Origin of the sequence: Micromonospora fluostatini, from assembly GCF_050410825.1 — a bacterium.
In the GTDB taxonomy this organism is placed as follows: Bacteria; Actinomycetota; Actinomycetes; order Mycobacteriales; family Micromonosporaceae; genus Micromonospora; species Micromonospora rosaria.
The window spans coordinates 5184035-5206843 of sequence record NZ_CP191251.1 but is presented as its reverse complement, the minus strand read 5'-3'; the positions used below and the strand labels follow the sequence as shown (position 1 = coordinate 5206843).

At 72.9% G+C, this 22809-nt stretch carries 19 protein-coding genes and 2 pseudogenes; 15 read left to right on the top strand and 6 right to left on the bottom strand.

Going from position 1 to position 22809, the window contains the following annotated elements; genetic code table 11:
* Positions 1–23 precede the first annotated feature (23 nt).
* The gene (locus tag ACQUFX_RS22925) at positions 24–1172 is read right to left on the bottom strand and encodes a helix-turn-helix domain-containing protein (protein ID WP_428967042.1); all 1149 of its coding nucleotides are present in this window, start codon (positions 1170–1172) and stop codon (positions 24–26) included.
* Between the two features lie 396 nt (positions 1173–1568).
* On the opposite strand from ACQUFX_RS22925, the gene ACQUFX_RS22920 reads away from it, so the two are divergent.
* The 6 genes from ACQUFX_RS22920 (at position 1569) to ACQUFX_RS22895 (ending at position 6251) form a co-directional block, all read left to right on the top strand.
* Positions 1569–1955 carry a DUF7718 family protein gene (locus ACQUFX_RS22920; RefSeq protein ID WP_428962372.1) on the top strand — a complete coding sequence of 129 codons (387 nt, stop codon included), beginning with the start codon at positions 1569–1571 and terminating at the stop codon, positions 1953–1955.
* A complete protein-coding gene (locus ACQUFX_RS22915) occupies positions 1942–2379 on the top strand; it encodes a hypothetical protein (RefSeq protein WP_428962371.1) in 438 nt (145 codons plus the stop codon). The genes ACQUFX_RS22920 and ACQUFX_RS22915 overlap by 14 nt, the downstream gene beginning before the upstream one ends.
* 270 nt (positions 2380–2649) lie before the next feature.
* A complete protein-coding gene (locus tag ACQUFX_RS22910; protein WP_428962370.1) occupies positions 2650–3561 on the top strand; it encodes an ATP-binding cassette domain-containing protein in 912 nt (303 codons plus the stop codon).
* Between the two features lie 2 nt (positions 3562–3563).
* Positions 3564–4355, top strand: a complete 792-nt coding sequence (locus ACQUFX_RS22905; protein WP_428962369.1) for a hypothetical protein — start codon at positions 3564–3566, stop codon at positions 4353–4355.
* Between the two features lie 92 nt (positions 4356–4447).
* Positions 4448–5578, top strand: coding sequence for a sensor histidine kinase (locus tag ACQUFX_RS22900; RefSeq protein WP_428962368.1), 1131 nt, complete (start codon positions 4448–4450; stop codon positions 5576–5578).
* A 28-nt stretch (positions 5579–5606) separates the two neighbouring features.
* Positions 5607–6251 carry a response regulator transcription factor gene (locus ACQUFX_RS22895; protein ID WP_428962367.1) on the top strand — a complete coding sequence of 215 codons (645 nt, stop codon included), beginning with the start codon at positions 5607–5609 and terminating at the stop codon, positions 6249–6251.
* Here ACQUFX_RS22895 and ACQUFX_RS22890 read toward each other — a convergent pair.
* Both ACQUFX_RS22890 and ACQUFX_RS22885 read right to left on the bottom strand, forming a co-directional pair.
* Entirely contained in the window at positions 6236–6802 is a 567-nt protein-coding gene (locus ACQUFX_RS22890; protein WP_428967041.1) for a GNAT family N-acetyltransferase, read from the bottom strand. The two genes, ACQUFX_RS22895 and ACQUFX_RS22890, sit on opposite strands and share 16 nt — an antisense overlap.
* A pseudogene (locus ACQUFX_RS22885) lies at positions 6800–8845 on the bottom strand (penicillin acylase family protein); the annotation flags it as partial. The gene ACQUFX_RS22890 and the pseudogene ACQUFX_RS22885, both read right to left, overlap by 3 nt.
* A gap of 192 nt (positions 8846–9037) precedes the next feature.
* On the opposite strand from ACQUFX_RS22885, the gene ACQUFX_RS22880 reads away from it, so the two are divergent.
* The 4 genes from ACQUFX_RS22880 to ACQUFX_RS22865 are packed head-to-tail and all read left to right on the top strand — an operon-like array spanning position 9038 to position 14326.
* A complete protein-coding gene (locus ACQUFX_RS22880) occupies positions 9038–10594 on the top strand; it encodes a pyridoxal phosphate-dependent decarboxylase family protein (protein ID WP_428962366.1) in 1557 nt (518 codons plus the stop codon).
* Positions 10595–10623: 29 nt separating this feature from the next.
* Positions 10624–11916, top strand: coding sequence for a lysine N(6)-hydroxylase/L-ornithine N(5)-oxygenase family protein (locus tag ACQUFX_RS22875; protein WP_428962365.1), 1293 nt, complete (start codon positions 10624–10626; stop codon positions 11914–11916).
* Positions 11917–11945: 29 nt separating this feature from the next.
* Entirely contained in the window at positions 11946–12545 is a 600-nt protein-coding gene (locus tag ACQUFX_RS22870; RefSeq protein ID WP_428967040.1) for a GNAT family N-acetyltransferase, read from the top strand.
* The gene (locus ACQUFX_RS22865; RefSeq protein WP_428962364.1) at positions 12515–14326 is read left to right on the top strand and encodes an IucA/IucC family protein; all 1812 of its coding nucleotides are present in this window, start codon (positions 12515–12517) and stop codon (positions 14324–14326) included. Before ACQUFX_RS22870 ends, ACQUFX_RS22865 begins: the two co-directional genes overlap by 31 nt.
* Before the next feature lie 50 nt (positions 14327–14376).
* Here the strand turns inward: ACQUFX_RS22865 and ACQUFX_RS22860 are convergent, their stop codons facing one another.
* Together ACQUFX_RS22860 and ACQUFX_RS22855 are read right to left on the bottom strand one after the other, a co-directional pair.
* Positions 14377–14823: an ATP-binding protein gene (locus ACQUFX_RS22860; RefSeq protein ID WP_428962363.1), complete on the bottom strand. Its 447-nt coding sequence runs from the start codon at positions 14821–14823 to the stop codon at positions 14377–14379.
* A gap of 44 nt (positions 14824–14867) precedes the next feature.
* A complete protein-coding gene (locus ACQUFX_RS22855; protein ID WP_428962362.1) occupies positions 14868–15767 on the bottom strand; it encodes an SDR family oxidoreductase in 900 nt (299 codons plus the stop codon).
* Between the two features lie 324 nt (positions 15768–16091).
* Here ACQUFX_RS22855 and ACQUFX_RS22850 point away from each other — a divergent pair, with 324 nt between their 5' ends.
* The 5 genes from ACQUFX_RS22850 (at position 16092) to ACQUFX_RS22830 (ending at position 22382) form a co-directional block, all read left to right on the top strand.
* Positions 16092–17627 carry a glycosyltransferase family 2 protein gene (locus ACQUFX_RS22850; protein ID WP_428962361.1) on the top strand — a complete coding sequence of 512 codons (1536 nt, stop codon included), beginning with the start codon at positions 16092–16094 and terminating at the stop codon, positions 17625–17627.
* A gap of 204 nt (positions 17628–17831) precedes the next feature.
* The gene (locus tag ACQUFX_RS22845) at positions 17832–18935 is read left to right on the top strand and encodes a magnesium and cobalt transport protein CorA (protein ID WP_428962360.1); all 1104 of its coding nucleotides are present in this window, start codon (positions 17832–17834) and stop codon (positions 18933–18935) included.
* 226 nt (positions 18936–19161) lie between these two features.
* A complete protein-coding gene (corA, locus tag ACQUFX_RS22840) occupies positions 19162–20304 on the top strand; it encodes a magnesium/cobalt transporter CorA (RefSeq protein WP_428962359.1) in 1143 nt (380 codons plus the stop codon).
* A gap of 479 nt (positions 20305–20783) precedes the next feature.
* Positions 20784–21107 carry a TraR/DksA family transcriptional regulator gene (locus tag ACQUFX_RS22835; protein WP_428962358.1) on the top strand — a complete coding sequence of 108 codons (324 nt, stop codon included), beginning with the start codon at positions 20784–20786 and terminating at the stop codon, positions 21105–21107.
* Positions 21108–21377: 270 nt separating this feature from the next.
* The gene (locus ACQUFX_RS22830; RefSeq protein ID WP_428962357.1) at positions 21378–22382 is read left to right on the top strand and encodes a VOC family protein; all 1005 of its coding nucleotides are present in this window, start codon (positions 21378–21380) and stop codon (positions 22380–22382) included.
* Between the two features lie 98 nt (positions 22383–22480).
* Here the strand turns inward: ACQUFX_RS22830 and ACQUFX_RS22825 are convergent.
* Positions 22481–22783: pseudogene (locus ACQUFX_RS22825) on the bottom strand (winged helix-turn-helix transcriptional regulator); the annotation flags it as partial.
* Positions 22784–22809: the final 26 nt, after the last annotated feature.

The window sequence follows — 22809 nt, the reverse complement described above, 5'->3', positions numbered from 1 at the left end:
TATTACGCACCACTGTCGGACGGCTACTGGATGGTGAGGCTCATTCGCTCGCAGAGGCCCCGCAGCTCCGGCGAGGTCGCTCCGCTGCGCAGCAGTGACCGCACGGTCTCCCGTGCCGAGGCCGACGAGCGGGCATGTTGCGGGCCGACCCGCTCCGCCGCGAGCAGCATCCGCGTCGCCTCCCGATCCCTGCCGACCGCCTCGGCGGCCCGGCTCAGGTCGAGCCAGAAGTACACCTGCCGCACCGCCGGCAGCCCCGTCAACTCGACGCCTGCGGCAGTCTCCATTGCCTCCTCCGGGCGGCCCGTGTCGAGCTGGTAGGCCATCCGCCACAGCGCCACGTTCCGTGGGCCCCAGGCGAGATCCCAGCTCTCGGTCTCCCCGGTGTGCGCGGCGATCCGCGCCGCCTCGGCGAGGTGGTCCTCGGCGCTGGCCCGGTCACGCAGGCCGGCGAGGTGGTGCGCGCGTGCCAGATGCAGGAAGCCCAGCACGTCCAGGGCGCCGTCCGCCGCGCAGCCTGCGAGGTCAGCGCCCGCCGTGTCGCACAGTGCCCGCGCCGGCCCGTACGCCCCGGACCAGGCGGACACGCGGGCGCGGTTGGCCGTCGCCACCCCGACCGCCACCGGGTCGTCCAGCAGCCCGGCCGCCTCGGCGCAGCGTTCCGCCGCGAGCCATGCGTGTGCCGGATAGTTGACGTTGAGCAGCGAACCCATCGCCACGCCGTAGACCGGCACCATCTCCGTCAGAGCGGTGCGTCGGTCGGTCAGACTGTGCATCGCCGGCACCAGGTCGACCAGCCGGCGCAGGGCACCCGCGTAGTCACATCGCCCGTACAGGCTCCGCACGAGCGCTGCCTCGCGGCGCACCTGCTCGACCGTCGCCGCCGCAGCAGGCCGTTTCCCCATGGGCGTGTCCATCATCATCCGCCATACGCGTTCCGCGTCGATGCGCGCGGCGTCGAGCTGCCGGTCGGCCGGGGTGTACGCCTGCCCGGTGAGGTCGACCACGGAACACTCCAGCGCCGCAGCCAGATCCACCACCATGTACCGGTCCGTGCGCTGCTGACCCCGCTCGATCCGGGACCACGACGTGTGCGAGATCCCAGCCCGACTGGCGGCGTACCGAATACTCCACCCGCGCAACTGGCGGCGGGCACGAATCCGATCACCGATCGACGGGTCGGCGGGTATCGGGCGACGAGGCATGGGCAGGGCTCCCAGGTGATGGACAGGCCGGCTTTCCGCCGGCCCCTCCGATGGGTTGCCACATCGGACGGTACACCGGATCGCGCTACGGCGTATGCCGTGTGACATGCAGATGGGGACATCGTCCGGACACTGATCTTGGCCCTGTTGACCCCGAATATCTGATGTGTCGCTTTAGGTGTTCATCATCTGTGGATTTCGAAGCAGGACACGACACGTGAGTGGGTCTTGGAGTCAACTTGAGTAGCCGACTGTCGATACGCTCGCCGAGCGATGTCGGGGGTTGCAGGTAGCTTGGGAGGCGGATAGTTGGGCCGGGAGAGAGGGCGCCCGAAAAAGGGGCGGCTCGCCGACATGTCTGTCGTGCCCGAGCAGCGCCGCTACAAGCCGCCACCACCCGACGCGTGCGAGGAGGACACGGTGCCGGTCCGGCTGCCCATCCCCGGCAACGAACTTCGAGTGCGAACCGTGGTTTACCGCAACCTGATCGTGGACTTCGCTGTTGTGCAGATTGTCCGGTTCGAAGGCAGGTGGATCACTGTCGCAAAGATCGACTGTGATCGTGGCGTTATTCACAGGCGTCAGTATGTGCGGAGCACTGGCGAGGACATACTCGATCATCAGCCGCTCTGTCCGATTCCACCCGATCGTGGATGGGACGTGGTCGACAGATGGTTCCGCGATGCGCTCGACCTGATGGAAGATGAGTGGGAAGACAACCTGCGGAGGTGGCGCGGTGACACTGCGTAGTAGCGAAGAGCGCAAGCCGGCCTTCGACCTCGCACGCAAGATGCATGATCCTCGCTTCCGTGCCTTCATGAAGCGGAACGGGTACCGGTCGGGCACCACGGTCCTCGTCGCACTGGATGCCGAGCCTGCAACCGAGGTTTTCTCGCGGATACTTGCCGAAACCAAGCCTCCGGTGGTCGTTGCCATCCCTCGTGAGTCGGCTGAGTTCGGCTTCGTGTTCATGACGATCGGTAGGACGGAGTACGACGCCGCTGCGGAGACCGTCAACGACGGTGAGCCGGAAATTGGTGATGCGGCCAGCATCGGCATGCTCTACGACGCGACGGCGGCCCGTCACCGCCAGAAGACCCACGTCACGGTGCCGAACGATTGGCAGCCGGCAACCTTCGAGGTCGGCTTGGCTGGTCTGAAGGGTGTCTCGTAACGGCGGGGCGCCGGCAAGCCGCACTCGTTACGTTGGAGGCAACTTCATTGTTTTTGTGGTCTTGGCACGTGGTCGTGAGCACTACTTCCCGGTAGCTGCGGGGCTCCCGTGACGGCACCTTTCCCTTGCCGACTGCGCGGTCTACGTCGGGCGTACCCGGCCAAGAGCGGTCGCCGGGTGAGCCCGGTCGGGAGCCGTAGTGGTTTTCCGCCATCGGGGTCGGTGGTCGGCCGGCTGGTGACGGTTCCGCCGGATTCCTAGCGTCGAGACGTGCTCACCCTGGACGGACTCACCAAGCGGTACGGCGACCGGGTCGCCGTCGACGACCTGTCGCTAAAGATCAGGCCGGGCGCGGTCACCGGCTTCCTCGGCCCCAACGGGGCGGGCAAGTCGACGACGATGCGCCTGATCCTCGGCCTCGACCACCCGACCGCCGGCCGGGCCCTGGTCAAGGGCCGGCGGTACCACGAGATCCCGTACCCGCTGCGGACCGTCGGCGCGCTGCTCGACGCGCGGGCCGTGCATCCCGGTCGCAGCGGGCGGGCCCACCTGCGGGCGCTGGCCCGCAGCAACGGCATCCCCGCCCGCCGGGTCGCCGAGGTGATCGAGGCGGTCGGCCTGGCCGGCGCGGCGACCCGTCCCGCCGGGGCGCTCTCGCTCGGCATGAGCCAGCGGCTGGGCATCGCGGCGGCGTTGCTCGGCGACCCCGAGGTGCTGATCTTCGACGAGCCGGTGAACGGGCTCGACCCGGACGGGGTCCGCTGGATCCGGCAGTTGACCCGGTCGCTGGCCGGCGAGGGGCGGACCGTCCTCGTCTCCAGCCACCTGATGAGCGAGATGCAGCTCACCGCCGACCACCTGGTCGTCATCGGCCGGGGCCGGCTGCTCGCCGACGCCCCGCTGGCCGAGGTGGTGGCGGGCGGTACGACGGCCGTGGTGGTCCGTACCCCGCACGCCGGTGACCTGGCCGGGCGGCTGCGGGCGGTCGGGATCGGGGTGGAGCGGGTCGGCGAGAACGAGCTGACCGTCACCGGGGCCAGCGTGGAGCGGGTCGGTGACCTGGCCTTCGAGGCCGGCATCCGGCTGCACCGGCTCGGCACCCGGGAGGCGTCGCTGGAGCAGGCGTACCAGGAGTTGACCGCGCGGAGCGTGGAGTACCGCGCGACCGGAACGGGGGTGTGAGGGTGCGGACGGGACAACTGCGGGGCGTCGTCGCGGCGGAGTGGACGAAGTTCTGGACGGTGCCGGCGACCTGGTGGGGGCTGGCCGGGCTGGCCGTCCTGGTCGCGGTGGCGGCGGTGACCGTCGGCGGCGGGCGGGCCACCGTACCGGCCGGGTCCCCGCCGGAGCGGTTCGTGGCCAGCGAGCCGGTCGCCACCGCGCTGGCGTTCGCCCAGTTCGGGCTGGTGGCGGTGGCGCTGCTCGCGGTCACCTCGGAGTACGCCTCGGGCGGCATCCGCGCCACCCTCCAGGCCACTCCGGTACGCGGCCGGCTGTTCGCCGCGAAGGCGCTGGTCGTCGCGCCGGTGCTGGGCGTACTGACGGCGCTGTTCGCCCTGGTCGGCACGGTGCTGACGGCCGCGCTGCTGGCCCTGGACGTCTTCGTGGTCGAGGTGCTGCTCGACCCGGCCCGGATCGCCCTCGACCTGCTGCGGGTCGGCGGGTACGCCGCGCTGGTGGCGCTGCTGACCATCGGGGTCGCGTTCGCGCTGCGCAGCGCCGCGGGGGCGCTGAGTGTGGTCTTCCTGCTGCTGGCGGGGTTGCCGCTGCTGCTGGCGATGACCGGCAGCGCGGCGGCGGTGCAGGTGGCGATGCGGACCCCGACGCCGGCCGGGCTGACCTTCCTGGGCAGCGCCGAGATCACCGCGGGCGGGCTGCCGGCGTACCCGCCGTGGGAGGGGCTGGCCTGGCTGCTGGGCTGGACGGCGCTGGCGCTGGCGGCCGGCTTCGGCACGCTGCGCCGCCGCGACGCCTAGCGCGACGCCGCTGCGTGCCTGGCGTGCCGCCGCGCTGGCGTGGCGTCGCGCGATGCCTCAAGTGCCGCCGCGATGCCTAGAGTGGAATCTCCATGCCTGACCGCCGGATCGCCCGCCCGCTGACCGCCGTCGCGGTGAGCATGGTGCTCGGTGTCGTGGAACTGCTCGGCCTGCTCCTGCTCCGGCCGGTCGCCCTGCTGCCGGTGGCCCGCCCGGTGGCCGACCGGGCCACCGGCCGGCTGGTCGCCTGGACGCACGCCCGTCGTGGTGGCCACGGCCCGCCGCCCGACCAGCGGTTCGTCGCGGCCCGTGCGCTGCTCGGCGCGGTCGGTGGGTACGTCGCCGCCAGCGGGCTGTTCCTCGGTGCCCTGCTCCTCGGCGGCGGTCTGTGGGAACTGTTCACCGGCGGAGCCGACCACGTGCCGCTGCGCTTTCCCGGCGTGTACCTGACCACCAGCAGTTGGCTGCTGGGGCTGGTCACCGGGGCCGCGCTGCTCGGCCTGGCGCTGGTCTGGACGCACCTGGTCGGGGTGACCGAGCGGTGGCTGGCCGGCCGGATGCTCGCCCCGGGGGAGCGGGACCGGCTCCGCCGGCGGATCGTCGAGCTGGCCGCGTCCCGCTCGGAGGTGCTGCGGGCCATCGACGACGAGCGCCGCCGGATCGAGCGGGACCTGCACGACGGGGTCCAGCAGCGCGGGGTGGCGCTGGCGATGCTGCTCGGCCGGGTCCGCCACGACCCCGGCGCGGCGACCGCCGAGGGGCTGGTCGAGCAGGCGTACCGGGAGTCGCGGCTGCTCCTCGACGAGGTGCGCAACGTGGCCTGGCGGGTCTACCCGACCGCGCTGGACGAGTTGGGGCTGACCGCCGCGCTGGCCGGGGTCGCCGAACGGTCGGTGGTGCCGGTGACCGTGCACGGCCGGCTCAGCGGGCGGCCGGTGTCGGAGGTGGAGACCGCGCTGTACTTCGTGGCCCGGGAGGCGATCGCCAACGCGGTGAAGCACGCGGACGCCCGGGACGTCCTGGTGCTGCTGGCCGAGGACGACCGGACGGTACGCGTGGTGGTCTCCGACGACGGTCGCGGCGGCGCGGACCCGGCCGGCGGCGGACTGCGCGGCCTGGCCCGCCGGGTCCGCGCCCTCGACGGCACCTTCGAGGTCTCCAGCCCGCCCGGCGGCCCGACCCGGATCACCGCCGTGCTGCCCCGGGAGGTGCCGTGCGACTGAGCCGGAAGCGCAGACCCAGGGAGGTGCCGTGCGACTGATTCTGGCCGAGGACTCGGTGCTGCTCCGGGAGGGGCTCACCCGGCTGCTCGCGGACGCCGGTCACGAGGTGGTCGCCGGGGTGGGGGACGCGGCGGCGCTGCTGCGCGCGGTGGCGGCGTTGCGGCCGGACGTGGCGGTGGTGGACGTCCGGATGCCGCCGACGCACACCGACGAGGGGCTGCGGGCGGCGCTGGAGATCCGCGACCGCTGGCCCGCCACCGGCGTCCTGGTGCTCTCCCAGTACGTCGAGAAGACGTACGCGGGGCGGCTGCTGGGCGGTGCCGGTGGCGGGCTCGGGTACCTGCTCAAGGACCGGGTCTCCGAGGTGGGCGACTTCCTCGACTCACTGGCCCGGATCCACGCCGGTGGGGCGGTCTTCGACCCGGAGGTGGTGCGCCAACTGCTCGCCCGGACCACCCGTACCGACCCGCTGAGCCGGTTGAGCGAGCGGGAGCGGCAGGTGTTGGCGCACCTCGCCGAGGGGTTCGTCAACGCGGCCGTCGCCGCCCGGCTGCACCTGTCGGTGAGCACGGTGGAGAAGCACGTCAACGCCATCTGCGACAAGCTCGACCTGCCCCGCCACGCCGACTACAACCGGCGCACCCTCGCCGTCCTGCGTTACCTCGACGCCTGACCCCCGGCGGTGCGCGCGGCGGGGTCGAGGAAGAGCAGTCGGGCGCGCTTGTCCGGCAGGTCGATCAGCGGGCCGGGGACGAAGCCGGCCCCGACCAGCCGGGCGACGGCCCGGTCGTTGCGGACGTCCGGCTCGGCCACGATCCGGGTCCGCCCGGGGGTGGCGAGCACGAAGTCGAGGAAGGCGTCCAGCAGGGTACGGCTGAAGCCCCGCTCGGCGCCGCCGGCCGGTGGGGGCCCGATCAGCAGGTGGATGCCGAAGTCCCCGGGGCGCACCGGGTAGCACTCGCCGACCGGGTCGTGCTCCGGCTGGTACGTCTGGAACAGGCCCACCGGCTCGCCGTCGCGGTGCAGCAGGTACGCGTGGTGGGTGGGCAGCGAGTCCAGGTACGCGTAGATCTCCCCGACCCGGTCGCGGCCCAGGTCGCGCATCCCCCAGAACCGGGCCCGCTCCTGGCTGACCCAGGAGTGGATCAGGTCGAGGTCGGCGACCGGGTCCACCGGCCGGATCGTCACCTGCCCGAAGCCGGGCACGTCCGTGGTCAGGCGCAGCCGAGCCCAGTCGGTGACCACGGGCACCAGCTCACCGGCCGCCCAGCGGGGCAACTGGTCACGGTGGTGCGGGTCGCCGGGGACCCCGCTGGCACCGAACGGCACCACCCAGCCGCTGGCCTGGCGGTCGTGCAGGTCCCAGGCGTACCGGGCCACCGGCACCCGGAACGCGAGGTCGGTGACGCCGGGGACGCTGGAGGTGGCCAGCACGCAGTCGTGGTCACCGGCGAGCGGGGGGAACTCCTCGGGCCCGCCGGCCGGCACCCGCCAGGGCACCGGCCGGTGCCGGTCGCCCCAGACCTCGGCCGCGTCGAGGGCCGTGGCGGCGTCGGTCAGCCCGTCCCGCAGCGCGGCGGCCCGGTCCAGGTCGGGCAGGGTGTCGCCGGCGAGCAGCGCGGTCAGCGCGTAGCCGACCCGGGGGGTCAGCGCCAGCCAGGGCCGGAACAACTCCGGGTACGGCAGCGGACCGGCGAGGGCGGCGAGCGCCGGCTGCCCGGCGAGCCGGCGGACCACGGCGGCCCGGACGGCCGCGTACGCGGCGGCGTCGGCGCTGTCGGCGGCCATCCGCCGGTCCCAGCGCAGCAGCCGGTCCCGCAGCGCGGCGGCGGCCGGGGGGAGCCCGGTCAGGTCGGCGAGGCGGGCGAGCAGCGGCTCCGCCGAGGCGAGGTACGTGTCGGTGTGGATCTCCGCCATCCGCACGGCGGTCCACCCGGTGCCCGCGTCGAGCAGGTGCCGGATCCGGTCGGCCCGGTACGGCGGGGCGAACTCCACGCCGTACGGGGTGGCGAGGCCGCGTTGGTTGGCCATCACCGCGATGCCGTCGACCGGCGCGCGGGCCAGCGGACCGTGCCAGCCCCGCCACTCGTACCCGGGCTCCCAGGCGGGGACCACCCGCCGGCCGTTGTCGGGGTGCCGGACCGGCACCGCCCCGGCGACCCGGTGCAGCAGGCCACCGGCGGTGTCGGCGGCGAGCACCACGTTGACCGGTTCGGCCCAGTCGTCGAGGGCCCGGTCGACGTCCGCCACGGTGCGGGCGCGCAGCAGCGCGGGCAGGGCCCGGAAGCCGAGGTCGGCCCGGACCCGGGGCGGGTAGCGCAGGCTGATCGCCACCGGCCCGTCCGGGTCGCCGGGTTCGTCCGGGCCGCCGACGATCACCGGGCCCCGGGCGGTCTCGAACACCTCCACCTGCACCGGGTCGCCGTCGGCCACCTCGATGGTCTCGACCCGGTGCTCGACCGGGGCCCAACCGTGCGGGCCGAGCGCCTGCACCGTCCCGTCGTGCCGGCGCAGGCGCTCGGCGTACAGGTCCTGGTAGTCGGCCATCGCGTTGGTGATCGCCCAGGCCACCGTGCCGGTGTGTCCGAAATGGGCGATGCCCGGGACGCCGGGCACGGCGAGCCCGACCACGTCGTACTCCGGGCAGGCGAGCCGGACCTGCTGGTAGACGTTGGGGTCCTCGACGATCCGGTGCGGGTCCCCGGCGACCAGCGCCGCGCCGGTGGCGGTCCGCTCCCCGGCGACCAGCCAGCCGTTGCTGCCGGCGGTGGCCGGCTCGTCGGTGGCGAAGAGGTCGACCGCCGCCGCGCCGAGGTGGCGGGTGACCTCCTCCCGCCACAGCTTGCTCGGGAAGCCGGCGAAGAGGATGTGCTGGGAGAGCCAGAGCGCCAGCGGTGTCCAGGGCTGCCAGCGCCCGGGGGTGAGGCCGGTGGCGGCGAACTCGGGGGCGCGGCGGGCCCCGGCGGCGAGCCCGGCGTTGACCCCGTCGACGTACGCGTCGACCCAGGCGGCGGTGGCCGGGTCCAGGGCGGCGTGGCAGCGGCGGGCGGTGTCGGCGAGGCGGGACCGCCGGGCGAAGCGGTCCCAGTCGACCGCCTCGACGCCGAGGAACGCGGCGCTGGTGCCCTGCGCCCGGTGCCGCTCCACTTCGATCTGCCAGGCGCGGTCGAGGGCGGCGGCGCGCCCCTGGGCGTAGGCGAGGGTGTGGGGGTCGTCGGCGCGCAGGTGCGGCACTCCCCAGTCGTCCCGGAACACTCGATCGGTCATGACGGACAGTGTCGGCTCCAGTGTGTCGGAGTGGTGGTCAGGTGTTGACAGGCGCTTAGGTTAGGTTAACCTAAGTCGCTGTTGCCGGCCGTCCCCTGGTCGGAGCGGGTGTGGCTCCTCGTCGGGCCCTGAGCCGGCCGTCGGGGTGACGCCGGGTGTCGTTTGTCCACTGTAGAACGTGGAGGACCTGCCATGAGCCTTTCGGGGCAACCCGCCGAGGTCGCACCGGCCCGCCCGGCCACCGGTCGCGGGCACCTGTTCACCAACGGGACGGTGGACGACTACCGGCAGGTCGTGGCCGCCGGCATCGAGCGGGTGGCGACCCGGGTGGCCGGCACGGACCGGCCGTTCACCGGGGTCACCCCGGACGAGCTGGCCCCCGGGGTCGCCGCGGTCGACCTGGACGCACCGCTGGCCGGGACGGCCGCCGCGCTGGACGAACTGGAGGACCTCTACCTGCGCGACGCGGTCTGGTTCCACCACCCCCGGTACCTGGCCCACCTCAACTGCCCGGTGGTGATCCCGGCCCTGCTCGGTGAGGCGATTCTCACAGCCGTCAATTCCTCGATGGATACCTGGGACCAGAGCGCCGGGGCCACGCTCATCGAGCGCCGCCTGATCGACTGGACCAACCAGCGGATCGGCCTGGGCCCGGCCGCCGACGGCGTCTTCACCAGCGGCGGCACCCAGTCGAACCTCCAGGCCCTGCTGATCGCCCGGGAGGAGGCGTGCGCCCGTGCCGTCGTACCGGGCGTCGGGCCGACCCCGACCCGCGCCGAGCTGCTGCCCCGGCTGCGCATCCTCGCCTCCACCGCCGGGCACTTCAGCGTGCAGAAGTCGGCCACCCTGCTCGGCCTCGCCCCGGAGGCGGTGGTCACCGTGGCCACCGACGCCCGGCGGCGGATGGACCCGGCGGCGCTCGCCCGGGAGATCGAGCGCTGCCAGCGGCAGGGCCTGGTGGTGATGGCCGTGGTCGCCACCGCCGGCACCACCGACTTCGGCTCGATCGACCCGCTGCCGGCGATCGCCGACGCCTGCGCGGCGACCGGCGTACGGCTGCACGTCGACGCCGCGTACGGCTGCGGGCTGCTGGTCTCCCGGACCCGCCGGGACCTGCTCGACGGGATCGAGCGGGCCGACTCGGTGACCGTGGACTACCACAAGTCGTTCTTCCAGCCGGTCTCCTCCAGCGCGCTGCTGGTCCGCGACCGCGCCGCGCTGCGGCACTGCACCTACCACGCCGACTACCTCAACCCGGCCCGCGCGGTCGAGGAGCGCATCCCCAACCAGGTCGACAAGAGCCTCCAGACCACCCGCCGCTTCGACGCGCTCAAACTCTGGCTCACCCTGCGGATCATGGGCCCGGACGCGCTCGGCGACCTCTTCGACGAGGTGGTGGACCGGGCCGCCGAGGCGTGGCGGATGCTCGACGTCGACCCGCGCTTCGAGGTGGTGACCCGCTCGCAGCTCAGCACCGTGGTCTTCCGCTGGCTGCCCGGCGGCGAGTGCGGCCCGGCCGACGGCGACCTCGTCGACGCCGCCAACCGGTACGCCCGGGAGGCGTTGGCCGCCTCCGGCGCCGGCATGGTCGCCGCCACCACCGTCGACGGCCGGCAGTACCTCAAGTTCACCCTGCTCAACCCGGAGACCACCGGCGCGGACGTGGCGTACGTCCTCGACCTGGTCGCGGCGCACGCCCGCAGGTACGTTCGCGAGCACCGACCCGCCGCCCTCAGCTGCCCCGTCTGACCACCCCGCGCGCGTGTAGGAGCACCCCGATGTCCACCCACGACTTCGTCGCCATCGGGCTGGGCCCGTACAACCTGGGCCTGGCCTGCCTCACCGAACCCCTCGCCGACCTCGACGGGGTGTTCCTGGAGGCCCGACCGGACTTCGACTGGCACCCGGGGATGCTGCTGGCCGGGACCCGGCTGCAGACCCCGTTCCTGGCCGACCTGGTCACCCTCGCCGACCCGACCTCGCCCTACTCGTTCCTGGCGTACCTCAAGGAGCGGGGCCGGCTCTACCCGTTCTACATCCGGGAGAGCTTCTTCCCGCTGCGCGCCGAGTACAACGACTACTGCCGCTGGGCGGCCGGGAAGCTCTCCACGCTCTTCTTCGGCCACCGGGTCACCGACGTGCGGTACGACGAGGCGACCGGGGAGTACACGGTGACCGCCACCGTCGTGGCGACCGGGGAGACCGCCACCTTCGCCGCCCGGCACCTGGTCCTCGGCACCGGCACCCCGCCGTACCTGCCGCCGGCCTGCCGGGGGCTCGGTGGGGACCTGGTGCACAGCTCGGCGTACCTGCCGAACCGGGACGCGTTGCGGGCCAAGCGCAGCGTCACCGTGGTCGGCAGCGGGCAGAGCGCCGCCGAGATCTACCACGACCTGCTCACCGACCAGGACGCCCACGGCTACCAGTTGACCTGGGTGACCCGCTCGCCCCGGTTCTTCCCGCTGGAGTACACCAAGCTCACCCTGGAGCTGACCTCACCCGACTACGTGGACTACTTCCACGCGCTGCCCGAGGCGACCCGGTACCGGCTCGAAGCCGAGCAGAAGAACCTGTTCAAGGGGATCAACTCGGACCTGATCAACGGCATCTTCGACCTGCTCTACGAGCGCAGCGTGGCCGGGCCGGTCGACACCCGGCTGCTCACCAACACCGAGCTGACCAGCGCCGAGTACCGCGACGGGCAGTACCTGCTCGGGCTGCGGCAGGTGGAGCAGGGCCGGGACCTCACCCTGGACACCGAGGGGCTGGTGCTGGCCACCGGGTACCACTACGAGGTCCCCGGGTTCCTGGCCGGGATCGCCGACCGGCTCCGGTTCGACAGCCACGGGCGGTTCGACGTGGCCCGCAACTACAGCGTCGACCACACCGGCCGGGGCGTCTTCCTCCAGAACGCCGGCACCCACACGCACAGCGTCACCTCGCCCGACCTGGGCATGGGCCCGTACCGCAACTCGTGGATCATCCGGGAGCTGCTGGGCCGGGAGGCGTACCCGATCGAGAAGACGATCGCCTTCCAGGAGTTCGGCGCCCCGGCCGGGGAGACCCCGTGAACCGGCCGACGCCCGCGCCCGACCCGTCGGTGGTGTTCCGCCGTGACGACCCCCGGCTCGGCGAGTTCGCCCTGCGTACCCTCGATCCGGACGCGGACGCCGCGCTGCTGCACCGCTGGGTGACCCACCCGAAGGCCGCGTTCTGGCTGATGCAGCAGGCCGACCTGGCCACGGTCGCGCAGGAGTACCGGCGGATCGCGGACCACCCGCACCACGACGCGTACCTGGGGCTCTGGCGTGGGCGGCCGACCTTCCTGGCCGAGCGGTACGACCCGGCGCACGTCGACCTGGTCGGCCGCTACGACCGGCAGGAGGGGGACGTGGGGATGCACTTCCTCTGCGCCCCGCCCGAGCAGCCGGTCTCCGGGTTCACCCGGGCGGTGATCACCACCGTGATGGCCTGGCTCTTCGCCGACCCGGCGGTGCGCCGGGTGGTGGTGGAGCCCGACGTGCGCAACACGGCGGTGCACGCGCTCAACGCGGCCGTCGGGTTCACCGTCGTGGGCCCGGTCACCCTGCCGACCAAGGAAGCCCTGCTCAGCACCTGCACCCGGGCGGCCTTCGCCGCCGCCACCACCCCGCAAGGAGGATCACCCGCGTGGACCCCGTCGACGCCGTCGCGCACCTGACCCCGCAGCACTGGGCCACCGCCAACCGGCACCTGCTCCGCAAGGCGCTCGCCGAGTTCGCGCACGAACGGCTGATCGTCCCCGAACCGGTCCCCGCCGACGACGGGTGGTACGAGGTCCACAGCGACGACCGGGCCGTCAGCTACCGGTTCGCCGCCCGGCGGCTGGCGCTGGAGCACTGGCACATCGACCCGGCGAGCATCACCCGGCACCGGGGCGCGGAGGAACTGCCCCTGGACGTCGTCGACCTCTGCCTCGAACTGCGTGGCGCGCTCGGCCTCTCCGCCGAGATCCTCCCGGTCTACCTGGAGGAGATCAACGCCACCCTGGCCGGGGCGGCGTTCAAGCTCGCCCGGCCGGCGCTCGACGCGGCGGCCCTGGCCCGCGCGGACTTCCAGGCCGTGGAGACCGGGATGACCGAGGGGCACCCGTGCTTCGTGGCGAACAACGGCCGGCTCGGCTACGGCAGCCACGACCAGCACCGGTACGCCCCGGAGGCGGCCCAGCCGGTCCGGCTGGTCTGGCTGGCCGCGCACCGCGACCACTCGACCTTCACCTGCTCGAAGGATCTGGACTACGACACCCTGGTCCGCGAGGAACTGGGCGAGGCGACCCTGACCCGGTTCGCCCGGACCCTGGCCGACCTCGGGCTGGACCTCGACGACCACCACCTCGTCCCGGTGCACCCGTGGCAGTGGTGGAACAAGCTGTCGGTGACCTTCGCCGGTGAGGTGGCCCGGCGGCACCTGGTCTGCCTCGGCACCGGGCCGGACGAGCACCTGGCCCAGCAGTCCGTCCGCACCTTCTTCAACGTCAGCGACCCGCGCCGGCACTACGTGAAGACGGCGCTGTCGGTGTTGAACATGGGTTTCATGCGTGGCCTGTCGGCGGCGTACATGGAGGCCACTCCGGCGATCAACGACTGGCTCGCCGACCTGATCGCCGGGGACGAGGTCTTCCGGGCCCTCGGCGTGACGATCCTGCGCGAGCGGGCCGCCGTCGGCTACCGCCACCGGCAGTACGAGGCGGCGACCGACCGGTACTCGCCGTACCGGAAGATGCTCGCCGCGCTGTGGCGGGAGAGCCCGGTGCCGGGGCTGGCGCCCGGCCAGCGGCTGGCGACCATGGCCTCCCTGCTGCACCTGGACCGGGCCGGCGACTCGTTCGCCGTCGCGCTGGTCGAGGAGTCCGGGCTGCCCGCCGGCGAGTGGCTGCGCCGGTACCTGGACGCGTACCTGACCCCGCTGCTGCACGCCTTCTACGCCCACGACCTGGCGTTCATGCCGCACGGCGAGAACGTCATCCTGGTCCTCGACGGCGGGGTGGTGCAGCGGGTGATCCTCAAGGACATCGCCGAGGAGATCGTGGTCTTCGACCCGGACGCCGACCTGCCGCCCCCGGTCCGCCGGATCCAGGTCCGGGTGCCGGAGGAGGAGCGGCTGCTGTCGATCTTCACCGACGTCTTCGACTGCTTCCTGCGGCACCTCAGCGCGATCCTCGTCACCGCCGACGCGCTCACCGAGGAGGAGTTCTGGCGGACGGTCGCCGAGAGCGCGGCCGCCTACCTCGACCGGACGCCCCACCTGGCCGACCGGTTCGCCCGCTACGACCTGTTCACCGAGCGGTTCGCGCTCTCCTGCCTCAACCGGCTCCAGTTGCGCAACAACCGGCAGATGGTCGACCTCGCCGACCCGTCGGCCGCGCTGCAACTGATCGGCACGCTCCGGAACCCGATCGCCGCGTACCGCCCCGCCGTGGCCGCGGGCCCGGAGCGGCCGTAGACCGGTGGGCCGGTGCCGACCGGTCGGGACCCGGGCGGTACCGGCCCACCTCAGGGATGGGGGCGGCCGGCGCGGCGGGGGAAGGTGGCCCAGATGTGCTTGGCCTGTGCGGTGGCGTACCAGCCGACGTCCAGGGAGAAACTGCGGGCCAGCAGCAGCCCCCGGCCACCGGAGCCGGCCGGGCGGGTGTCGGCCAGCTCCGGGGCGGTGGCCAGGTCGTGGTCGGCGACGTCGATCACCAGACAGTCCTCGGCGCTGAGCAGCGTGACGATGGTCGGGGGCAGCCCGTGACGCAGCGCGTTGGTGGCGAGCTCGGTCGCCACCAACGCCATCTGCTCGGGCACCTCGTCCAGCTTCTCCCCGTCGAGCAGGGCCTCACCGGTCAGCGTCTGGTGCAGGGACGTCCGCAGGCCGCTCAGCTCGGCCCCGGTTGTCAGCGCCCAGTGCCGTACCTCGACGGCGTCCGGAACGGGTGGGGAGAACTGGAGCGCGGCCATGACCCTGCTGTACCCGGACCAGCCGAGATCCATACCTGCGCCGGTCAGGGCAGCGGCTTGCCGCCGGTGACGCCGAGCACCTCGCCGGTGATGTAGCTGGACTCCTGCGCGGCGAAGAAGACGTACGCCGGGGCCAGCTCCGCCGGCTGCCCGGCGCGGCCCAGCGGGGTGTCGCCGCCGAACGACTCGACCTTCTTCTCCGGCATCGTCGCCGGGATGAGCGGGGTCCAGATCGGCCCCGGCGCGACGCAGTTCACCCGGATGCCCCGGTCGGCCAGGTTCTCGGCCAGCGCCTTGGTGAAGTTGACGATGCCCGCCTTGGTGGTGGCGTAGTCCAGGAGCTGGAAGGAGGGCTGGTACGCCTGGATCGAGGCGGTGTTGATGATCACCGACCCCGGCTCCAGGTGCGGTACGGCGGCCTTGCTGAGCCAGAACATCGCGTACAGGTTGGTCTTGAGCACCCGGTCGAACTGCTCGGTGTCGATGTCGAGGATGCCGCCCTCCTGCGCCATCTGGTACGCGGCGTTGTTGACCAGGATGTCGAGCCCACCCAGCTCGCTCACCGCCCGCTTGACGACGTCCTGGCAGTGGCCCTCGTCACGGATGTCACCCGGCACCGCCACCACCGTCCGGCCCGCCTCCCGGACCAGCCGCGCCGTCTCCTGGGCGTCCTCCTTCTCCTCGGGGAGGTAGGTGAAGAGCACGTCGGCGCCCTCCCGGGCGTAGGCGAGGGCGATCGCCCGGCCGATCCCGGAGTCCCCGCCGGTGATCAACGCCCGGCGGTCGGTCAGCCGGCCGCTGCCCCGGTAGGTCCGCTCGCCGTGATCCGGGGTGTCCGGCATCTTGCGGGTCTCGCCCGGTGGTGACTGCTGCCCGCCGGTCTGCTCCTGCGGGGAGCGGAACTGCTCCTGCGGGTCCTGCTGTTCGTACTGGTTGTGGGACATCTCCGCTCCTTTTCCCGAGGGTGGTGGGTACCGGGAAGGAACTTCCCCGCTACGCGCCGGCCAATCGGAATTCCCGGCCCGAGGTGGGATTCCCCACCGGCCGTCCGGCCCCATTTCGGAACCGGGGCGAGTCGGGGCTCCAGGGGCGGCGCGCGCTTCGGGGGTGGGTCTAGGATCGCCGAGGGTCGAGTGAGCCACCGCTCCCGTCACCCAGCAGGTCGGAGTTTCCGTCCACTCCGGAAGGGACACTGTGGCGACACCGCAACCGGTCGCCCTCGATGATCGTCATTCCGGGTGAAGACGATCACCGCTCAGGAAGAGAGCATGACCATCGCTACCAACGAGCCCAAGGTGAGTGTCGTGGTGCCGGCCTACAACCCTGGGCCGCACATCGAGAAACTGATCTCCTCCCTGTTGCGCCAGTCGCTGCCGGCGGAGGATTTCGAGGTCGTCATCGTGGACGACGGCTCGACCGACGAGACACCCGCCCGACTGGACGCTCTGGCCGCCGACCAGCCGAACGTCCGCGTCCTGCACATCGAGAACTCCGGCTGGCCTTCCCGGCCCCGCAACCTCGGCATCGAGGAGGCGCGCGGCGAGTACGTGTTCTTCGCCGACGACGACGACTGGTTCGGCGACGAGGCGCTGGAGCGGATGTACGCCTGCGCGAAGGAGCACGACGCCGACATCGTGGTCGGCAAGATGATCGGCCACGGGCGCGGCGTGCCGCGCGAGCTGTTCCGCAAGAACCGGTTCGGGGTGACCCTGGCCGACGCGCCGCTGGTCGACAGCATGACCTGTCACAAGCTGTTCCGGCGGTCGATGCTGCTGGCCCACGACCTCCGGTTCCCCGAGGGCAAGCGCCGGCTGGAGGACCACGTCATGGTCATCCGGGCGTTCTTCGTCGCCCGGCGCACCTGCGTCCTGTCGGACTACCCCTGCTACCACCACATCCGCCGCGCGGACGCCGGCAACGTCACGGCGACCCGGCTGGACCCGGCCGGCTACTACACCAACCTGCGCGAGGCGCTCGACGTCGTCGACGAGTACACCAGGCCCGGTCCGCTGCGGGACCGGTTGCACCGGCGCTGGCTGCGCAACGAGATGATCAGCCGGCTCTCCGGCAAGGCGCTGCTGCAGGCCCCCGAGGACTGGGCGGAGCAGGTCGCCTACGAGGTCCGGGACATCATCCGGGAGCGGTTCGCCCCCGGGGTCGCCGCCGGGCTGCCGCCCCGGCAGCGGGCCGTGGCGTTCCTGGCCGAGCAGGGCCGCCTCGGCGACCTGCGCACCCTGGCCGAGTGGGAGACCGGGGTACGGGCCACCGCCACGCTGGACCGGCGTGACCAGGACGGCGCCGTCCTGCACGTGGCGGTCTCCGGGTACCTGCGCTCCGGCGACGACCTGGTCACCTTCGTCGACGACGGCGGCCGGGACGTGCTGTCGTTGCCGGTGCCCGAGATCGACCCGGACCGGGTGGAGGCCACCGCCGAGGTGTCCCGCGCCAAGATGGATCTGATCGCCTGGCGCAAGGAGACCAACGAGGAGATCTTCCTGCCGGTGCAGTCCCGCACCGAGCGGGTGCCCCACCCCGACGGGCCGCCCGGGGCGTTCCGGCTGATCCACCACAGCACCGCCGACATCGACTTCAGCACCCTCAACGGGGGCCGGACCGAGGGCACCTGGGTGCTGAAGGCCCGGATCAACAACTGCGGGTGGACCCTGGACGCCAAGCTGCCGAAGCCGGCCCGGGTCCCCGCCGACGGGGCTCCGCCCGCGCCCCCCGCGCAGACCCCACCCGCCCAGTCGCTTCCGCTGCACGTGCGCCTCCAGCGCCGACTCCGCAGGTTGATCAGCCGCTGACCCGGCCGCCGGGCCGGGCGGTCCGCGCCACCGCCGGTGGGCCCGGCCCCGGCGAGGCCGTCGCCGGGCCGGCGGGCCGGCGGGCGCCCGAACCGGTCGTGCTGCTCCGGATGGGGCCGCGCGGGCCCGGACTGCGGCGAGAATCGGCAGGGTGCCGCCCCGGCCCCTGGACCCGGGCGACCGGGCCGGGAAGGGGTGACCGTGATGCCGGAGGCGTCGACCGGCGGGTTCGGGCGCCGGCTGGACGAGCACGGTGCCCGGGAGACGCCGCCGCGCCGGTCGGGTGAGCCCGGCGGGCTGGTCGACAGCGCCGTCTACACCGAGGGCCGCCGGCAGGCGTCCCCCGGCACCCTGGCCGACACGTACCGGTGCCTGCAGGAGCTGCCCGGGTCGATGGCCTGGATCGGGCTGTACCGGCCGGACGTGCAGCAGGTCGCCTCGCTGGCCCGGGAGTTCAAGCTGCACGACCTGGTGGTCGAGGACGCGATCAACGCCCACCAGCGGCCGAAGCTGGAGCAGTACGGGGACACCCTGTTCGTGGTGCTGCTGGCCGCCCGCTACGTCGACCTGCGGGAGGTCGTCGAGTTCAGCGAACTGCACCTCTTCCTCGGGCCCCGGTTCGTGATCACGATGCGGCACGGCGAGGCGCCGGAGCTGGTCGCCGTACGCCGCCGGCTGGAGTCCGAGCCGCAGGTGCTCGCCGCCGGCCCGGCGGCGGTGCTGTACGCGGTGCTGGACCAGGTGGTGGACGGGTACGCCCCGGTGGTGGCGGGGCTGGAGAACGACATCGACGAGATCGAGACGGAGGTCTTCGGCGGTGACCCGAACGCCTCCCGGCGCATCTACCAGTTGACCCGCGAGGTGATCGAGTTCCAGCGCGCCGCCCGCCCGCTGCTCGGGATGCTGGCCGTGCTCGCCGCCGGTGGGGCGTACGGCAGGGACGAGGAGCTGCAGCGGCGGCTGCGGGACGTCTCCGACCACCTGACGCAGGTGGTGGAGCGGGTGGACGGGTTCCGGCACCTGTTGCAGAACATCCTGACGGTGAACGCCACCCTGGTCTCGCAGCAGCAGAACGAGGAGATGCGCAGTCTCACCGCGGCGAGTTACGAGCAGAACGAGGAGATCAAGAAGATTTCCGCGTGGGCGGCGATCCTGTTCGCCCCGACCCTGATCGGCACCGTGTACGGGATGAACTTCGACCGCATGCCCGAACTGCACTGGCCGTTCGGGTATCCGGTGGCGATCCTGCTGATGGCCGTGGTCTGCGGCACCCTTTATCTGATCTTCAAGCGACGGGGGTGGTTGTAACGGCGGCGTGAATTCCGCTCAGGCGAGTGCACGGGGCCGATCGGACGCCGGTAGGATTCCGCGCGGCGCACAACGCGGATTCCGTGCGGAGGGAGGTGGTCACGCCATGGGTAGCGAACCTCCGAGTACCAGCCCGTCGACCACCGTCACCCCCACGGGCGCCGCCGGCTGAGCTGCCGCCGGCGCAGGGGCGTGCCGTCCGCCCACCCTGCCGAGGAGTCCCCTCATGCCTGCGAAGCTGCGCGCGTTCGCCCTCACCAACGCCCTCGGACGCTGGGGAAACGGTGCCACCGCCGTCCGGCCCCGGCCCCGGCCGGCCGTGCCGATGAACGTCACGCCGTCGACCACCAGCCGGCTGATCGACAGCGCCGTCTACACCGGCGGCCGGCGGTACGCCTCGCCGGAGAGCCTCGCCGAGACGTACCGCTGCCTCGACGAGCAGGACGCGGCGATGGCCTGGATCGGCCTCTACCGGGCCGACGCCGGGCAGATCGCCTCGCTGGCCCGGGAGTTCAAGCTGCACGACCTGGCCGTGGAGGACGCGATCACCGCGCACCAGCGGCCGAAGCTGGAGCGGTACGGCCAGACCCTCTTCGTGGTGCTGCGCGCCGCCCGGTACGTCGACTCCCGCGAGCACGTGGAGTTCAGCGAGCTGCACCTGTTCATCGGCCCCGACTTCGTGATCACCGTCCGGCACGGGGAGGCCCCCGACCTGGCCGCCGTGCGGCGGCGGATGGAGTCGGACCCGGCCATGCTGGCCCGGGGCCCGGAGGCGGTGCTGTACGCGGTGCTGGACCAGGTGGTGGACGGGTACGCCCCGGTGGTGGCGGGGCTGGAGAACGACATCGACGAGATCGAGACCGAGGTCTTCGGCGGTGACCCGAAGGTGAGCCGGCGCATCTACGAGCTGAGCCGGGAGGTGATCGAGTTCCAGCGGGCCGCCCGCCCCCTGCTCGGCGTCCTGGAGAACCTCGCCGCCGGCTACGCCAAGTACGGCACCGACGAGGAGCTGCAGCGGCGGCTGCGGGACGTCTCCGACCACCTGACGCAGGTGGTGGAGCGGGTGGACGGGTTCCGGCACCTGTTGCAGAACATCCTGACGGTGAACGCCACCCTGGTCTCGCAGCAGCAGAACGAGGAGATGCGCAGTCTCACCGCGGCGAGCTACGAGCAGAACGAGGAGATCAAGCGGATCTCCTCCTGGGCGGCGATCCTCTTCGCCCCGACCCTGATCGGCACCGTGTACGGGATGAACTTCGACGTCATGCCCGAGCTGCACTGGCGGTTCGGCTACCCGTTCGCGGTCGCGCTGATGGGTGTGGTCTGCGGCACGCTGTACCTGATCTTCAAGCGCCGCAACTGGCTCTGAGGTGTAAGGAAGGGCCCCTTGTTAACGCATACGGTCGAGAAGGGCACCCTTCTCACCGGTGCGGGTGGGGCGCCGAGGGGCTGATGGGGCGCCGAGGGCGGGCGGGGCGGCGGGTCGGGCCGCCGGCCGGCGGGAACCGTGTTGGCTTTCCGGTGCGGCGTACCTATGGTGGTCTGATGCCGCGCGTCGGGTTCCGCTCGCACACCGTCACCTCCGTGACGGCGTTCGGGGCTGCCCGTGAGCAGGCCACCGGCCCGTCCACACCGAGCCGGCCGCCCGTGACCGCGCGACGCGGCGGGGCGTACCCGTCGGCTGTCACCCCGTTCGTCTCCACGGTTTCCTGTGGGCTGCCGAGCCCGGCTCCCAGCGGCCGTGGCCCGCCGGCGGAGGGTTTCCCACCCGAGACGACCGCCAGGGCGAAGCTTCCACGCTTCGGCCTTTTTCTTTTTCCAGTCTCTCTTTCCAGGGAAGGATCCGACATGACCATCGACAACCCCACCGTCGACCGGCGCCGGCTGGCTGATCTGCACCACGCGTTGCAGGAGGAGCTGTCGGCCCAGACGACCCGCCTGCGCGAACTGAGCGAACTCACCGCGGACACCGGCGACCCGGGCGCGGACCACGCGGCGCTGCTGGCCGCCACCCGGCACAGCATCGAGCAGATCAACGACGCGCTGCGCCGGGTCGCCGACGGCAGCTACGGCGCCTGCGCGAAGTGCGGCGCGGCGATCCCGGTGGAGCGGCTGGAGATCCTGCCGCACGCCCGGTTCTGCGTGCCGTGCCAGGCGAAGCAGAAGGGCTGACCACACCGGCCGCCGCCGGCCCACCGACCCCGGTGACCCGGCGGCGGCCACCCACCGCTCCCAGCCACCCACCGCTCCCGGCCCGCCGCTCCCGGCCCGCCGCTCCCGGCCCGCCGCTCCCGGCCCGCCGCTCCCGGCCCGCCGGCTTTGCCGGTCGGGCTCAGCCCTTCCGCCCCGGCCCGCCGGGCTTGACGCACCGGTTCCTGTCCGGCGCAGCGCGTCCCGTGTCGCCTTGCCCCTGACACCGGTGTGAAGGCCTAGCCTGCGGGCATGACCGAGACCCATGTCAACCAGCTCCGCGTCGTGCTGACCGTCGACGACCACGACGCGGCGGTGGCGTACTACCGGGACACGCTGGGCCTGCCGGAGTCCGCCGCGTTCGCCGGGCCCGACGGTGCCCGGGTGGTCATCCTCGAAGCGGGGCGGGCCACGCTCGAACTCGCCAACGCCGCCCAGGCGCGGTTCATCGCCGAGGTGGAGACCGGGGGTACGCCGGCCGGGCCGGTCCGGCTGGCCTTCGAGGTGACCGACGTCGACGCGGCCACCGCCACCTTGACCGGGGCCGGGGCGGAACTGGTCGCCGCGCCGGTGCGTACCCCGTGGAACTCGCGCAACTCCCGGCTGGCCGGGCCGGCCGGCGTACCGGTGACGCTCTTCGAGGAGCTGGCCGGCCCCACCCGGTCGGCGGGGCCGGACGGGCCGTCGCCGGTCGCGGCGCAGGTCGGGCCGCCCGAGGCCGGGGAACTGGTCGGTCGGGCGGTCGCGGAACTGGTCGGTCGCACGGTCGCCGAGCTGGGTGGGGAGGCCGGGGTGCTGGACCGGACGGTCCGGCTCGCGCAGCGGTACGGCGCGGCCGGGTGCTCGCCGTTCGTGGCCGTCGTCGCCCAGGGTGGCACGGTGGTCGGGGGCGGCGTCAACACCATCCGGACCGACCACGACCCGTCGGCGCACGGCGAGGTCGTGGCGATCCGGGACGCCGCCCGGCGGCGCGGCTCGGCGGACCTGACCGGCGCGGTGGTGTACTCCAGTTGCGAACCGTGCGCGATCTGCCGGACGGTGGCCGCCGCCGCCGGGGTGCACGAGATCGTCTTCGCCGCCGGTCGGGGGGACGTCCCGGCCGCCCTCGACCCGTCGGCGGAGCGGTCCGCCGCGCTGATGGACGCGGTGACCGCCGTGCTGCCGGGGATCGCCCGGCGCGGCGGGACCGGGCTGACCCCGGCGGAGCTGGCCGCGCCCTTCCACGCCTACCTCGGCACCCTCCCGGCCACGTCCTGAGCCTGCCCCGGGCCGCCCCGCTCCAGCACCGCGCGGGCGAGGGCGGTCCGGGCCGCCGCCTCCTCGTCGGCCTGCCGTTGCTCGGCCGCCGCGCGGACGTCGTACGCGGCGCGGGCGGCGGCGATCTCCTGCTGGTGCGTCTCGGTCCAGGTGACCAGCGCCCGGATGGTCTCGTGCAGGGTCGCCCCGAGCGGGGTCAGCGCGTAGTCGACCCGGGGCGGCACCGACGGGTGGACGGTCCGGCTGACCAGCCCGTCCCGTTCGAGGTGTCGCAGGGTACGGGCGAGCATCCGTTGACTGATCCCGTCGACCTGGCGGCGTAGCTCGGTGAACCGCAGGCTGCGCTGGTCCAGCAGGGCGATCACCAGCAGTGACCACTTGTCGGCGATCCGGTCGAGGATCTGCCGTACCTCGCAGTCCTCCCGGA